The sequence below is a fragment of the Micromonospora terminaliae genome, from assembly GCF_009671205.1.
Taxonomy (GTDB): domain Bacteria; phylum Actinomycetota; class Actinomycetes; order Mycobacteriales; family Micromonosporaceae; genus Micromonospora; species Micromonospora terminaliae.
In genome coordinates this window covers 1,084,988-1,099,332 of sequence record NZ_CP045309.1, presented here as the reverse complement: position 1 = coordinate 1,099,332, position 14,345 = coordinate 1,084,988, and the positions used below count along the sequence as shown (strand labels likewise).

Annotated in this window: 13 protein-coding genes; 5 read left to right on the top strand and 8 right to left on the bottom strand. The window is 72.4% G+C overall.

The features are described 5' to 3' along the window. Window positions 1-44: 44 nt before the first annotated feature. The gene (locus GCE86_RS04980) at window positions 45-608 is read right to left on the bottom strand and encodes a hypothetical protein (protein ID WP_154225833.1); all 564 of its coding nucleotides are present in this window, start codon (window positions 606-608) and stop codon (window positions 45-47) included. Window positions 609-762: 154 nt separating this feature from the next. On the opposite strand from GCE86_RS04980, the gene GCE86_RS04975 reads away from it, so the two are divergent. Then, complete coding sequence (locus GCE86_RS04975; protein WP_154225832.1) at window positions 763-1,359, top strand: TetR/AcrR family transcriptional regulator; 597 nt, start codon at window positions 763-765, stop codon at window positions 1,357-1,359. Window positions 1,360-1,495: 136 nt separating this feature from the next. Here GCE86_RS04975 and aspS read toward each other — a convergent pair whose 3' ends face one another. Further along, the gene (aspS, locus tag GCE86_RS04970; RefSeq protein ID WP_154225831.1) at window positions 1,496-3,301 is read right to left on the bottom strand and encodes an aspartate--tRNA ligase; all 1,806 of its coding nucleotides are present in this window, start codon (window positions 3,299-3,301) and stop codon (window positions 1,496-1,498) included. 136 nt (window positions 3,302-3,437) lie between these two features. Between aspS and GCE86_RS04965 the strand changes: the two genes are divergently transcribed. After that, window positions 3,438-4,124 (top strand): DUF998 domain-containing protein, encoded by a 687-nt coding sequence (locus tag GCE86_RS04965; RefSeq protein ID WP_244317181.1) that lies wholly within the window; start codon window positions 3,438-3,440, stop codon window positions 4,122-4,124. Window positions 4,125-4,213: 89 nt separating this feature from the next. On the opposite strand, the gene GCE86_RS04960 is transcribed toward GCE86_RS04965, so the two are convergent. Further along, window positions 4,214-5,272, bottom strand: coding sequence for a S1 family peptidase (locus GCE86_RS04960; RefSeq protein WP_154225830.1), 1,059 nt, complete (start codon window positions 5,270-5,272; stop codon window positions 4,214-4,216). Between the two features lie 209 nt (window positions 5,273-5,481). Further along, complete coding sequence (locus GCE86_RS04955) at window positions 5,482-5,955, bottom strand: winged helix-turn-helix transcriptional regulator (RefSeq protein WP_154225829.1); 474 nt, start codon at window positions 5,953-5,955, stop codon at window positions 5,482-5,484. A 56-nt stretch (window positions 5,956-6,011) separates the two neighbouring features. Between GCE86_RS04955 and GCE86_RS04950 the strand changes: the two genes are divergently transcribed. Continuing rightward, entirely contained in the window at window positions 6,012-6,521 is a 510-nt protein-coding gene (locus tag GCE86_RS04950; protein ID WP_154225828.1) for a PaaI family thioesterase, read from the top strand. Window positions 6,522-6,659: 138 nt separating this feature from the next. On the opposite strand, the gene GCE86_RS04945 is transcribed toward GCE86_RS04950, so the two are convergent. Genes GCE86_RS04945 through GCE86_RS04935 form a run of 3 tightly spaced genes read right to left on the bottom strand, consistent with a single transcriptional unit; the run spans window position 6,660 to window position 9,759 of the window. Then, window positions 6,660-7,595, bottom strand: coding sequence for an acyl-ACP desaturase (locus GCE86_RS04945; RefSeq protein WP_154225827.1), 936 nt, complete (start codon window positions 7,593-7,595; stop codon window positions 6,660-6,662). Window positions 7,596-7,646: 51 nt separating this feature from the next. After that, on the bottom strand, window positions 7,647-8,987 hold the full coding sequence (hisS, locus tag GCE86_RS04940; protein ID WP_154225826.1) for a histidine--tRNA ligase: 1,341 nt from the start codon (window positions 8,985-8,987) through the stop codon (window positions 7,647-7,649). 52 nt (window positions 8,988-9,039) lie between these two features. Then, window positions 9,040-9,759 carry an MBL fold metallo-hydrolase gene (locus tag GCE86_RS04935; RefSeq protein ID WP_154225825.1) on the bottom strand — a complete coding sequence of 240 codons (720 nt, stop codon included), beginning with the start codon at window positions 9,757-9,759 and terminating at the stop codon, window positions 9,040-9,042. A gap of 259 nt (window positions 9,760-10,018) precedes the next feature. Here GCE86_RS04935 and GCE86_RS04930 point away from each other — a divergent pair, with 259 nt between their 5' ends. Continuing rightward, window positions 10,019-10,891, top strand: coding sequence for a peptidylprolyl isomerase (locus GCE86_RS04930; RefSeq protein WP_154225824.1), 873 nt, complete (start codon window positions 10,019-10,021; stop codon window positions 10,889-10,891). A 64-nt stretch (window positions 10,892-10,955) separates the two neighbouring features. Beyond that, window positions 10,956-11,795, top strand: a complete 840-nt coding sequence (locus GCE86_RS04925) for a peptidylprolyl isomerase (protein ID WP_154225823.1) — start codon at window positions 10,956-10,958, stop codon at window positions 11,793-11,795. A gap of 70 nt (window positions 11,796-11,865) precedes the next feature. Here the strand turns inward: GCE86_RS04925 and GCE86_RS04920 are convergent, their stop codons facing one another. Further along, entirely contained in the window at window positions 11,866-14,298 is a 2,433-nt protein-coding gene (locus tag GCE86_RS04920; protein ID WP_208818110.1) for a RelA/SpoT family protein, read from the bottom strand. Window positions 14,299-14,345: the final 47 nt, after the last annotated feature.

Below are 14,345 nucleotides of genomic sequence, written 5' to 3'. Positions count from 1 at the left end.
ACTACGCCGCCAGCAAAACGCAGCCACATCTCGTGTTCGCCAGGTCAGCTCGCTTTCCGGGCGGGGCCGAGGCGGACGGCCGAGATGAGGAAGAAGACCGCGCCGGGGATGGCGTAGCCGATCGCGTTGGTCAGCGCCGGGTTGTCCGCCGAGGCGGCCGCGACGAACGACCCGCCGGCGAGCACGGAGAGGCCACCGCTGATGATCATCGGCCACTGGCCGCCCATGCCGCGGCGGGTTGCACCCACGATCAGCTGCACGAGCCCGGCCACGATCGCCCAGGCACCCCAGACGCGCAGCATCGCCGGGACGCCGGACGTGCCGGCGACGGCCAGTCCGATCGCGGCGAGCAGGCTGACCGCGATGTTCACGTACAGCAAGGTGGGCGATCCGGTGGCGCGCGACGCGCGGGCGTCGACGACGGCGGCGGCCACGTCGAACAGCGGGTAGATCACGAAGAGCGTGACGGCGAGAGGGCTGAGGTCTCGGGCGAGCGCAAACGCCACGCCGGCCCACACGATGGCGAAGGCGAAGCGGACGAAGTACAGCCGTCGCAGGGCGGACGCCGTGGTCGGGATGCCGGGGGCGGCAACGATGGTCGAGGTCATGGTCATCCTTCCGGTGGTTCCTGAGGGACCGCGACGAGAGGGGGCACGCGGCTGGCGCATCACGCCAGCAGAACGAACGTTCTGTCTTGTCGTAACGTAACGACGACGCCCCGCCCCCGTCAAGACCGAACGTTCTGTTCGTTAGGCTGGGCCCATGGCACGTAGCGACTCCGGCGTCCGGCCGTCCGAGGCGCGGCAGCGCCTCCTCACCACCGCGACCAGGATCTTCTACGGCGAGGGAATCCACTCCGTCGGCGTGGATCGGATCATCGCCGAGGCGAAGGTGACCCGGGCCACGTTCTATCGGCACTTCCCGGGCAAGGAGGATCTCGTCCTCGCCTATCTGCGGGCGGCCGATCACGCCATCCGTGAGCAGGTGGACGCAGCCTCCGCCGCCGCCCTGCCGGCACCCGACGCCCTGCGGGCCATCGCGGAGTCGATCGCCCGCGACATCCGGTCCGCCGGCTTCCGCGGCTGCGCCTTCTTGAACGCCGTGGCGGAGTATCCCGACCCCGACCACCCCGTGCACCAGGCCGTCCTCGCGCATCGGCAGTGGTTCCTCGACACGATCACCACCCTGCTGGCGAGCATCGAGGAAACCGAGGCCGAGTCCGGCGCGCGGCACTTCGTCATGCTCCGCGACGGCGCCATGGCGGCCGGGTGCCTGTTCGACCCGGCGCTGATCTCCGAGACCTTTCTCCACGGCGTCGAGGGACTCATCCGGGCCCATGCCGCACGCCGGCCGTCCTGAGTCCGCCGCCCCGAGGAACGCCCGAGGGGCAGCCGCCGTCCATCCACCCCTCGCCCCGCGTCGATCATGAGGACAGCCGCGGGACACGCCGGAGCGGCCCCGGCCATCCTCATGATCGACGGCGAGGAGCGGCGGATCAGGTCGGGTCGGCCACCGGAGCGGCCGGGCCGGCGGTGCCGGCGTGCGGGCCAGTCGGGGCCTTCGGCTTGGCGTCGATGCCCGCCTCGGCGCGCTGCTGGGCGGTGATCGGCGTCGGCGCGCCGGTCAGCGGGTCGAAGCCGCCGCGGGTCTTCGGGAAGGCGATGACCTCGCGGATCGACTCCGCGCCGGCCAGCAGCATGCAGACCCGGTCCCAGCCGAACGCGATGCCGCCGTGCGGCGGGGCGCCGTACTTGAACGCCTCCAGCAGGAAGCCGAACTTGTCCTGCGCCTCCTCGGCGGTGATGCCGAGCAGGTCGAACACCCGCTGCTGCACGTCGCCGCGGTGGATACGGATGGAGCCGCCGCCGATCTCGTTGCCGTTGCAGACGATGTCGTAGGCGTAGGCCAGCGCCCGGTCCGGCGCCTCCTCGAACCGGTCCACCCATTCGGCGTTCGGCGAGGTGAACGGGTGGTGCACGGCGGTCCAGCCGCCCTCGTCCGTCTTCTCGAACATGGGCGCGTCGACCACCCAGCAGAACGCCCAGGCGCTCTCGTCGACCAGCTTGGCCCGCTTGGCGATCTCGATCCGGGCGGCGCCGAGCAGCTCCTGCGCCTCCCGGGCGTCCGTGCCCGCGGCGAAGAAGACGGCGTCGCCCGGCTTCGCGCCGACCGCGTCGGCCAGGCCGGCCAGGTGCGCCTCGGAGAGGTTCTTGGCCACCGGGCCGCGCGCCTCACCGGTCTCCGCGTCGAGCACCACGTAGGCGAGGCCGCGCGCGCCGCGCGCCTTGGCCCAGTCCTGCCAGCCGTCCAGCTCCTTGCGGGTCTGGCTCGCGCCGCCCGGCATGACCACCGCACCCACGTAGCCGCCCGCGTCGATCGCGCCGGCGAAGACCCGGAACTCCGTGCCGCGCAGGTAGTCGGTCAGCTCGGTCAGCTCGACGCCGTAGCGCAGGTCCGGCTTGTCCGAGCCGTACCGGGACATGGCGTCGTGCCAGGTGATCCGCGGGATCGGCCGCGGGATCTCGTAACCGGCCAGGTCGGACCAGAGCTTCGCCACGATCGCCTCGCCGAGGTCGATCACGTCGTCCTCGGTGACGAAGGACATCTCGATGTCGAGCTGGGTGAACTCCGGCTGCCGGTCGGCGCGGAAGTCCTCGTCCCGGTAGCAGCGGGCGATCTGGTAGTAGCGCTCCATGCCGCCGACCATGAGCAGCTGCTTGAACAGCTGCGGCGACTGCGGCAGCGCGTACCAGCTGCCCGGCTGGAGGCGGACCGGGACCAGGAAGTCGCGGGCGCCCTCCGGGGTGGAGCGGGTCAGCGTCGGGGTCTCGATCTCCAGGAAGTCCCGCTCGTGCAGCACCGCGCGGGCGAGCTGGTTGGCCCGCGAGCGCAGCCGCATGGCCTTCGCCGGGCCGCCGCGGCGCAGGTCGAGGTAGCGGTACTTGAGGCGGATGTCGTCGCCGGCCTCGATCTGGTCGTCGACCGGCAGCGGCAGCGGCGCGGCCTCGGAGAGCACCTCCAGCGCGGCGACGGTCACCTCGACCTCGCCGGTCGGCAGGTCGGGGTTCTCGTTGCCCTCGGGGCGGCGGGTCACCTCACCGGTCACCTTGACGCAGAACTCGTTGCGCAGCGCGTGCGCGTCCTCCTCGCGGAACACCACCTGCACGACGCCGGAGGCGTCGCGCAGGTCGACGAAGATGACACCGCCGTGGTCGCGCCGGCGGGCCACCCACCCGGCGAGCGTCACCGTCGAGCCGGCGTCCGCGGCGCGCAGGCTTCCGGCATTGTGGGTACGGATCACGGCTTGCGTCTCCTCATCTGGTCCACGTCTGCTCCCCGCATTCTGTCAGGGCGGGCGGGCCGGCTCCCGGGCACCCGGCGGGACGGGCCGGGACGAACCCCGCGCCGGGGCCGGTCCGGGCGGTTACCGTGGCCGGGTGCGTGCCGTACCGAGCTGGGCCGTGGCCACGGCCGCTGCGGCGCCCGTCCTGCTGGTGGCGGGCTGGACGGTGGCCGGGGCCCGCCAGCCGTCCGGCTACGACCCGGTCCGCGACACGATCAGCGAGCTGGCCGGCGAGGGCGCCACCGACCCGTGGCTGATGGCGGGCTGCCTGGCGCTGCTCGGCTGCTGCTACCTGGGCACGGCGCTGGTCCTGCATGCGGCCGGGCTGCCCAGCCGGTTCCTGCTGGCGCTCGGCGGGATGGCCACCATCGCGCTCATCGCCTTTCCCCGCCCGCAGGTCGGCGGTTCGCCGGCGCACGGGACGGTGGCCACGATCGCGGTGCTCGCCCTGTCGCTCTGGCCGGCCGGGTCGGCGCTGCGGCTGCCCCGGGCCGTGCCGCGCGGCGTGGCCGCCTCGCCCGCCGGCACACCGCCGTGGGCGTTCCGCCGCCCGGTGGCGCTGGCCGCGACCGCGCTGCTGCTGGTCCTCTTCGGCTGGTTCGTCGTCGAGGTGACCGGCGGCTCGCGGACCGGGCTGGCCGAGCGGGTAGCGGCGCTCGCCGTCGCGCTCTGGCCGCTGGCCGCCGTCCTCTCCGCGCGCCGGGCACACCGCCGCTGGTCGGCGCTGCGGCCCGACCCGCCGGTGGCGGACCCGGCCCGGCCGGACACGCCGGTCACCTGACCGACCCCGGCCGGCGGGGCGCGGTGCCGGCGGGCCGGAGACGCGGAACGGGCCGCCGGTCGCCCGGCGGCCCGCTCACGTGGTGTCGATCAGTAGACGCTGACGCCGTAGACGCTGAGCGCCTCGGTCACCGGCTGGAAGTAGGTGGTGCCGCCGGAGGAGCAGTTGCCACTGCCGCCGGAGGTGAGGCCGAGCGCGGTGCTGCCGGCGAAGAGCGAGCCGCCGCTGTCACCGGGCTCGGCGCAGACGGTGGTGCGGATCAGGCCGGAGACGCTGCCCTCGGCGTAGTTCACGGTGGCGTTCAGGGCGGTCACCGAGCCGCTGTGCACGCCGGTGGTGCTGCCGGAGCGCCGGACGCTCTGGCCCACGTACGCGTTGCCAGCGGCGGTGATGTCCTGGTAGCTGCCGTTGTAGAGGTAGACGTTGCCGGGCTGGGTGGTGGTCTGGTTGCTGTAGCGCACGATGCCGTAGTCGTTGCCGGGGAAGCTGGTGCCGGCCCGGCTGCCGAGGAGGCTCGTCTGGGCGGAGTTGCTGTACCAGCTCGCCGAGATGTTGGTGCAGTGCCCGGCGGTGAGGAAGTACTTCACGCCGGAGCTGCTGCGCACGTTGAAGCCGAGCGAGCAGCGCCCGCCGCCGCCGGCGTAGATGGCGTTGCCGCCGGAGATCCGGGTGCTCAGCACACCGGCCTCGGCCTCGATCCGGACCGCGCCACCGGTGCGGGCGGCGGCGGCCTTGACCTTGTCCAGCTTGGCGCCCGTCACGGTGCTGTCGACGGAGACGACGACCTGGTTGGTGGCCGGGTCGGTCCACCAGGCGGTGCCGGGGATCTTGGCGGACCGCTCCAGCTCGTTGGTGGCGGCCGCGAGCTTGTCGGCGCCCCGGGTGACGAGCTTCGGGGTGGCGCCGGCGGCGCGGACCTGGCGGGCGGCCGCGGCGTCGGTCACCGCGACGACCATGGTGCCGCTGCTGTCGGCGTACGCGCCGGCGGCGCGGTCTCCGAGCTTCGTGGCGAGGGCGGCGGCGGCGTCGGGCGACGCGGGCGAGGCGGGGGCCGCCTGGGCGGGTGCGCCGAGCAGCGAGCCGGTGACCAGGGTGCCGGCCATGGCGACGACGGCGGCGCGGCGGAGCATTGACCTCGTGGGTCGCATGTAACAACCTCCGGGTGGGGGTGACGGGCACTGTCATGCAGACGCGCCCGGGGGCAACCCGGCCGACCTGGGGAAACCGTCCGGGCGACCCAAGTATTCACATATTTAAGATCGTAAGCAAGACGTGGCTTTGCCCGAATTCGCGGGGCCGTACGATGTAACCGCGAAGCAACATCGACGCCGTTGGGTGTCAGAGCCGGGCGGCGCGCTCAGCTCCGGCGGCGGGCGCCCGGTCCCGGTCGCGGCAGCACGTCGCGCGGGTCGGTCACGTCGTGCCCCTCGGCGCAGCGCAGCGCCACCCGCACCTCGGCGCCGCAGTCACGGTGGGCCACGTCCAGCGGCGAGCCGTCGGGGTCGGCCAGGTAGCGGTCGCCCCAGCCGAGTACCGCCACGAGCACCGGCCAGAGATCGAGGCCCTTGTCGGTGAGCCGGTACTCGTGCCGCAGCCGGCTGCCCGGCTCCCGGTACGGCTCCCGTCGTAGCACCCCCTGCTCGACCAGCATGGCCAGCCGGTTGGTGAGCACCTGCCGGGGGATGCCGGTGCGCACCCGCATGTCGTCGAAGCGGCGCACGCCGTTGAAGACCTCGCGGAGCACGACCAGGGTCCACCGCTCGCCGAGGATCTCCATGGCGCGGGCGATCGTGCAGTTCTCCACCGACCAGTCCAGTGCCGCGGGTCTCATGCCGACCAGGCTAGGTCTGATTGACAGACTCAGCAACGCGCTGCGAGGCTGAGTCCATGACACAGACGCAGGAGCGCAGCCGCACCTTCACCTGGTCCGACCCGGTGGCCGGGGCCGCCCACATCGGCCGGCGCGGCGGCCTCGAGCTGCTGCGCGCGATGATCGCCGGGGAACTGGCCGCGCCACCGGTTATGCACCTCCTGGACATGTCCCGGATGGAGGCCGACGAGGGCCGCGTCGCGGTCGAGCTCGTGCCGCAGGAGTTCCACTACAACCCGCTGGGCACCGTGCACGGCGGCGTCCTCTCCACGCTGCTGGACACGGCGGCCGCCTGCGCCGTGCACACCACGCTGCCGGCCGGCGTCGGCTACACCTCGCTGGATCTGAACGTGAAGTTCCTCCGGCCGGTCACCGTCGCCAGCGGCACCCTGCGCTGCGAGGGCACCGTGCTTCAGCGGGGCCGCCGCACCGCCCTGGCCGAGGCCCGCCTGACCGACGGACAGGGCCGCCTGATCGCCCACGCCACGTCAAGCTGCCTCCTGTTCCCCCTGGACCACCCCGCGTAACCCGCCCCACCGCCACCCCACCCCACCCCGTCGATCATGGAGTCGTGGCGCCCGAGGTGCCGCTCTCATCCACCTTTGTCCGGGACCACAAGTCCATGATCGACGCGGCGGAGGGGTGGAGGGGAGGGGGCGGAGGGGTCAGCGGGTCGCCGTTAGGCGGGAGGCGCGGGCTGCGCGCTTCTCCTCGAAGCGGGACGCCTGGGTCTCCAGCATGTCGAGGTGGGCGGCGATCTGGTCGCGGGCGGCCTCGCCGTCGGCGTCCAGACCGGTCGCCTCGAACAGGTTCCACTGGCGCAGCACCGGGACCACCACCTCGTCCCGGTGCTGGCGCAGGTCGTAGATGCCGGCCAGGGCGATCGCCACCGACTTGCGGGCGAAGCCGTCGATGCCCACGCCCGGCATCTGGAAGTCGGCCAGCACGTCGGCCACGGCCCGCATGGCCTGGCTCGGGGCCAGCTCGAACGCGGCGCCGAGCAGGTTGCGGTAGAAGACCATGTGCAGGTTCTCGTCGGCCGCCACCCGGGCCAGCAGCGCCTCGCAGACCGGGTCGCCGGTCGCCCGGCCGGTGTTGCGGTGCGAGATCCGCGTCGCCAGCTCCTGGAACGACACGTACGCCAGCGAGTGCAGCACCTCGTCGTCGTGGGTGTTGACGTAGCCCGCCGACATGTGGGTCATCCGGGCCCGTTCGAGGGCCACCGGGTCGACCGCCCGGGTCACCGTCAGGTAGTCGCGGATCGCCGTGCCGTGCCGCCCCTCCTCGGCGGTCCACCGGTGCACCCAGGTCCCCCACGCGCCGTCCCGCCCGAACAGCGTTGCGATCTCGTGGTGGTACGAGGGCAGGTTGTCCTCGGTGAGCAGGTTGACGATCAGCGCTGTGCGGGCCACCTCGGGCAGCGTCGAGTCCGCCTCCGTCCACGGCTCCCCGCCGAGCGGGCCGTCGAACGTCCGCCCCTCGCTCCACGGCACGTACTCGTGCGGGAACCACTCCTTGGCCAGCGACAGGTGCCGGTCGAGGTTCTTCTCGACCACGGGTTCGAGTTCGAGGAGCAGAGCGGTCTGGCTGAGCACGGTCACGGCGATCTCCCTACGGTGGCGTAACTTACGCCACCGTAGGTCCAATCGTCGTCAGACGCCAGCGGCGGCCGGCCCCACCAGCGGCTTCAGGTCGGCCCGGGGCGGCGTCCACTCCCCCGCGGCGGCAGGCACCTGCTCGCCCGAGCGGATGTCCTTCACCTCGTCGCCCTCCGCGCCGGGGAACCAGACGTACGGGATGCCGCGCCGCTCGGCGTACCGGATCTGCTTGCCGAACTTGGCCGCGCTCGGCGACACCTCGGTCGGGACGCCCCGGGAGCGCAGCGCCTCGGCGACCTTGTTGCTCGCCGGCCGCTCCTCCTCGGTGGTCACGGCGACCAGCACGCAGGTCGGCACGTCCCGGGAGACCGACAGGGCGCCCGCGCCGAAGAGCAGGCCGAGCAGCCGGGTCACGCCGATCGAGATGCCCACCCCGGGGAAGCGGACGTTGCCGGAGCTGGCCAGGTTGTCGTACCGGCCGCCGGAGCAGACCGAGCCGAACCGCTCGTAGCCGATCATCTGCGTCTCGTAGACCGTGCCCGTGTAGTAGTCCAGGCCCCGGGCGATCCGCAGGTCGGCCACGCACAGGCCGGGCGAGTGCGCGGCGGCGGTCTCCACCACCGCGGTCAGCTCGGCGATGCCCTCGTCCAGCAGCGGGTCGGTCACCCCGAGGGCGCGCACCGCGTCGGCGAACGAGGCGTCCGGCGCGGAGATCTCGGCGAGGGCCAGGCACGCCTTGGCCTGCGCCTCGCTCGCCCCGGCGGTCTCCGCCAGCAGCTCGGCGACCTTCGCCGGGCCGATCTTGTCGAGCTTGTCGACGGCGCGCAGTGCCGCCTCCGGGTCGGTCAGCCCGACGCCCCGGTAGAAGCCCTCGCAGATCTTGCGGTTGTTGACCTGGATCCGCACCGGCGGGATCGGCAGCGATCGCAGGGCGTCGCCGATCACCAGCGGCATCTCGGCCTCGTAGTGGGCCGGCAGGGTGTCCCGGTCGACGATGTCGATGTCGGCCTGGAGGAACTCCCGGTAGCGCCCCTCCTGCGGGCGCTCGCCCCGCCACACCTTCTGGATCTGGTAGCGGCGGAACGGGAACTGGAGCTTGCCGGCGTTCTCCAGCACGTACCGGGCGAACGGCACGGTCAGGTCGAAGTGCAGGCCGAGGGCGTCGTCGCCGGCCGGACCGTCGGTGTCGGCCTGGAGCCGGCGCAGCACGTAGACCTCCTTCGAGGTCTCCCCCTTGCGCAGCAGCTGGTCGAGGGGCTCGACCGAGCGGGTCTCCAGGGGTGCGAAACCGTACAGCTCGAAGGTGGCGCGGATCCGGTCGAGCACGAACTGCTCGATCATGCGCTGGGCGGGCGTCCATTCCGGGAAGCCGGAGATGGGCGTGGGCTTGCTCATGGCGTACTCCTTGCGTCCCGCGCGGGACCCGCGCGGGGAGGTCGTGGTGCGGCTACAGGCCGCGGGCGGGTGCCGCCGGGCGCGCGCCGCCGGTGCCCGACACCTCGACGAGGTACGGGTTGGTCGCGCGCTCGCGGCCGACGGTGGTCTGCGGGCCGTGGCCGGGCAGGACGACGGTGTCGTCGGCCAGCGGGAGGACCTTCTCCCGGAGGCTGGCCAGCATGCGGGGCATGCTGCCGCCCGGCAGGTCGGTGCGGCCGATCGAGCCGGCGAAGAGCACGTCACCGGAGAGGCAGATCTGCTCGGCCTCCCAGGGCGAGCCGGCGCCGGGCAGCCGGAACAGCACCGACCCGCCGGTATGGCCGGGGGCGTGGTCGACGGTGATCTCCAACCCGGCCAGCGACAGGGTCGCGCCGTCGGTCAGCTCCGCCACGTCGTCCGGCTCCGCGTACGGCAGCCGCCCGCCGAAGAGCTGGGTTAGGTCCATCGAGAGCGCCTTGGACGGGTCGGCCAGCAGCTCCCGGTCCTCCGGGTGGACGTACGCGGGGATGCCCCGCGCGCCGCAGACCGGGGCCACCGAGAAGGTGTGGTCGAGGTGGCCGTGGGTGAGCAGCACGGCGGCCGGGTGCAGGCGGTGCTCGGCGAGCACGGCGTCGAGCCGGTCGAGCACCCCGATGCCGGGGTCGACCACCACGCACTGCTCCCCCGGCGCGGTCGCCACCACGTAGCAGTTGGTGCCGAAGGCGTCCGCGGGAAAGCCGGCCACGAGCACGTCCGCTCCCCTTCCGTCCGGTTCGTCGTCCCTGTCAGCAGCCTAGCGGCACGGGCGACCGGGTTTCGCCGACCACCGGCCCCAGTCGCCCCGCCAGGCACAGTGACAACGCCCGATAAACCGAGGCTGGACCTCGTACACCACTTTCCCAGCCGGTACCCGTACACTCTGGCGGGCGTGTGGCGTGGCGCACCCCCGCGAGCGCGGGCGGGCAGCGCCCGGCGCCGGCGAGGACCAGGGTAGAGGAAGGGGAGCACGGGTGGCTTCCAGCAGGGACCGACAGCGCAAACTGGCGCGGGCCAAGCTCGACCGGCAGCTCGCCCGGCGGGCCGCGGCCGCGAAGCGCCGCCGGCAGATCCAGGCCGGTGTCGGCGCCGCCGTGGTGCTCGCGCTGATCGTGGTCGGCTCGGCCTGGGCGCTCGGCGCCTTCGACTCCGATCCGAAGAAGCCGGCCGCCGAGGACACCTGCCTCTGGACGCCGCAGGACGCCACGGCCAACACCAACCTCAAGGACGTCGGCGGCACCCCACCCACCAAGGGCCTGCCCACCGCCGGCACCCGCACCATGACGGTCACCACCAACCAGGGCGGCCCGATCACCGCCGACCTGGACCTGGCCTCCGCACCGTGCGGCGCGGCGAGCATCTCGTTCCTGGCCGGCAAGTCGTTCTACGACAACACCAAGTGCCACGAGATCACCACCGAGGGGGCGCTGCGCTGCGGCGACCCGAGCGGCAGTGGGCTGGGCGGCCCGACCTACTCGTTCTACAACGAGAACGTCCCCACCAAGCCGGAGGCCAGCCCGTCGGCCTCGCCGGCGCCGGCGCAGGCCCCGGCCTACCCGAAGGGCACGGTCGCCATGATCGGCAACCCGCCCGGCAGCAACGGCAGCCAGTTCCTGATCTTCTTCAAGGATTTCAACCCGCCGACCCCGGGCTACACGATCGTCGGAAAGGTCACCGGCGGCCTCGACGTGGTGGAGAAGATCGGTGCCCTGCCGACCGTGGACAATGGGAGTGGGGCCAAGGTCAAGCCGAAGACGGACGTGGTGATCCAGAGCCTCACCGTCGGCGAGCCGAACGCCGCGCCGGCCGCCACGAGCGGGCCGGCGGCGAGCCCCAGCGCCGGCTGACCCGGCCGACCCACCTGAGCAGCGGCGCGTCGCGCCGTACCCGAGAAGCATGTGAGGAGTGACCGTGACGTCCACGAGAGAGCGGCAGCGCGCGGCGGCGCGGGCCCGCCTCGAGCGGGAGATGGCCGAGCGCGCCACCAGGGCCCGCAAGCGCCGGCAGACCCAGGCCATCGTCGGCGCCGCGGCCGTGCTGGTGCTCGTCGTGGCCGGCACCGTCTGGCTCGCCACGTCGCTCGGCGGTGACGACGAGAAGCAGAACACCGCCGGCAACCCGGGGTTCTCGCAGTGCACGTACAACGAGGTCGCCAAGGAGGGGCGCCCGAAGCAGATCAAGGACGTCGGGCTGCCTCCGACCCAGCAGGCCGCCAAGGGCACCCAGACGATGACGATCGACACCAATCTGGGCCCGATCACCGCGAAGCTCGACCGCAGTCTGGTGCCGTGCACCGCGGGCAGCTTCACCCACCTGGCCAGCAAGGGCTTCTTCGACAACACCAAGTGCCACCGGCTCGTCACCCAGGGCATCAAGGTGCTCCAGTGCGGCGACCCGAGCGCGACCGGCAACGGCTGGCGGGAGACCGACGGCACCGGCGGGCCGAGCTACAACGTGGGCGAGGAGAACCTGCCCACCGACAAGCGGCCCCCGTACCCGGAGGGCGTCATCGCGATGGCCAACTCCGGCCAGCCGGGCAGCACGGGCAGCCAGTTCTTCATCGTCTACGGCGACTCCCAGCTCGACCCCAACTACACCGTCCTCGGCACCGTCACCGGCGGCATGGACGTGGTGAAGCAGGTGGCGGCGGCCGGTGACGACGGCGCCTTCGCCCAGCAGGCCGGCGGCGGTCACCCGAAGAAGGAGATCGTCATCAAGAAGCTGAGCATGAGCGACATCCAGGGCGCCTGACCCGACCGCACGACGACGAAGCGCCCGCCGGCAGGCCGCCGGCGGGCGCTTCTTCCGTGTGTGCCCCGGGTCAGGCGCCCGAGGTGACCCGGTAGGCGTCGAAGACGCCGTCGACCTTGCGGACCGCGGCCAGCAGGTGCCCCAGGTGCTTCGGGTCGGCCATCTCGAAGCTGAACCGGCTCACCGCCACGCGGTCCCGGGTGGTGGTGACCGTCGCGGAGAGGATGTTGACCCGCTCGTCGGAGAGCACCCGGGTCACGTCCGCGAGGAGCTTGTGCCGGTCGAGGGCCTCCACCTGGATGGCCACCAGGAAGGTCGAGGCGGAGGTGAGCTTCCAGCTCACCTCGACCACCCGCTCGCTCTGCGCCCGCAGGTCCTCGGCGTTGGCGCAGTCGTCCCGGTGCACGCTCACCCCGCCGGAGCGGGTGACGAAGCCGAACACCGCGTCCGGCGGCACCGGGGTGCAGCAGCGGGCCAGCTTGATCCAGACGTCGCTGACCCCCCGGACCACCACGCCCGGGTCGGCGCTGCTCTGCCGGCTGCGCGGCGGCCGGGTGGCGACGGCGGTCTCGGCGATGTCCTCCGCCGCGCCCTCCTCGCCGCCGTACGCGGCCATCAGCTTCTGCACCACCGACTGGGCGGAGACCTGGCTGTCGCCGACCGCGGCGTAGAGCGAGGCCACGTCGGCCAGGTGCAGGTCCCGGGCGATCGCCATGAGCGCGTCGGAGGTGAGCATCCGCTGCAGCGGCATGCCCTGCTTGCGCATCGCCTTGACGATCGAGTCCTTGCCGGCCTCGATCGCCTCCTCCCGCCGCTCCTTGTTGAAGTACTGGCGGATCTTGGTGCGGGCGCGCGGGCTCTTGACGAAGCCGAGCCAGTCCTGCGTGGGGCCGGCCGTGTCGGACTTCGAGGTGAAGATCTCGATCACGTCGCCGTTGGAGAGCGTCGACTCCAGCGGCACCAGCTTGCCGTTGACCCGGGCGCCGATGCACTTGTGCCCGACCTCGGTGTGCACCGCGTACGCGAAGTCCACCGGCGTCGACCCGGTCGGCAGCGGGATGACGTCGCCCTTCGGGGTGAAGACGTACACCTCCTGGCTGGACAGGTCGAACCGCAGCGCGTCGAGGAACTCGCTCGGGTCGGCCGCCTCGCGCTGCCAGTCCAGCAGCTGGCGCAGCCAGGTCATCTCGTCGATGTGCGCCGGCGGGCCGACCACCGGGGTGCCCTTGTGCTCCTTGTACTTCCAGTGCGCGGCGATGCCGAACTCGGCGGTGCGGTGCATCGCGTAGGTGCGGATCTGCATCTCCACCGGCTTGCCGGTGGGCCCGATGACCGTCGTGTGCAACGACTGGTACATGTTGAACTTGGGCATGGCGATGTAGTCCTTGAACCGGCCCGGCACCGGCTGCCAGTTGGCGTGGATGACGCCCAGCGCCGCGTAGCAGTCCCGCACCGTGTCGACCAGGATCCGCACCCCGACCAGGTCGTAGATGTCGTTGAAGTCGCGCCCCCGCACGATCATCTTCTGGTAGATCGAGTAGAGGTGCTTCGGCCGGCCGGTCGTCTCCGCCTTGATCTTGGCGGCCTTCAGGTCGGTGGACACCTTCTGGGTCACCTGGCGCAGCAGCGCCTCGCGCTGCGGCTGGTGCTCCCCGATCAGCCGGTTGATCTCCTCGAACCGCTTCGGGAACAGGGTGCCGAAGGCGAGATCCTCCAGCTCCCACTTGATCGTGTTCATACCGAGGCGGTGGGCCAGCGGGGCGAGGATCTCCAGGGTCTCCTTGGCCTTCTGCTCCTGCTTGGGGCGGGGCAGGAAGGTCAGGGTACGCATGTTGTGCAGCCGGTCGGCCAGCTTGATCACCAGGACGCGCGGGTCCTTCGCCATGGCCACGACCATCTTGCGGATCGTCTCCGCCTTGGCCGCGTCGCCCAGCTTGACCTTGTCGAGCTTGGTGACGCCGTCGACCAGCAGGGCCACCTCGCCGCCGAAGTCGGCGCGCATCTGGTCGAGGGTGTATTCCGTGTCCTCGATCGTGTCGTGCAGCAGCGCGGCGACCAGGGTGGTGGTGTCCATGCCCAGGTTCGCCAGGATGGTCGCCACGGCGAGCGGGTGGGTGATGTAGGGGTCACCGGACTTGCGGTACTGACCCGAGTGCCAGCGCGCGGCCGTGTCGAAGGCACGCTGGAGCAGCCGGGCGTCGGCCTTCGGGTGGTTCTCGCGGTGGGTGGCGATCAGCGGCTCCAGCACCTCGCTGACCTGCGAGGTCTGCCAGGGCGCGTTGAACCGGGCCAGCCGGGCGCGCACCCGGCGGCCGGTCGGCGCGTTGGAGAGGGCGAAGCCGCCGGCCGGCGTGGGGTCCGCCGCGCCGTCGGTCGGGAACGGCACCACGACCGCCCCGCCGTCCGCCTTCACCTCCGGCCCGGTCAGCGGTGCCGGCGGGTTGCCGCTCCGCTCGGTCACCGAGCCGTCCGCGTCGCCTGTCGGGTGCACCGTGCCCTCCACCGGAGGGACGACATCGTGGGACACCGGCCTCCTCACCGCTCGCCGGG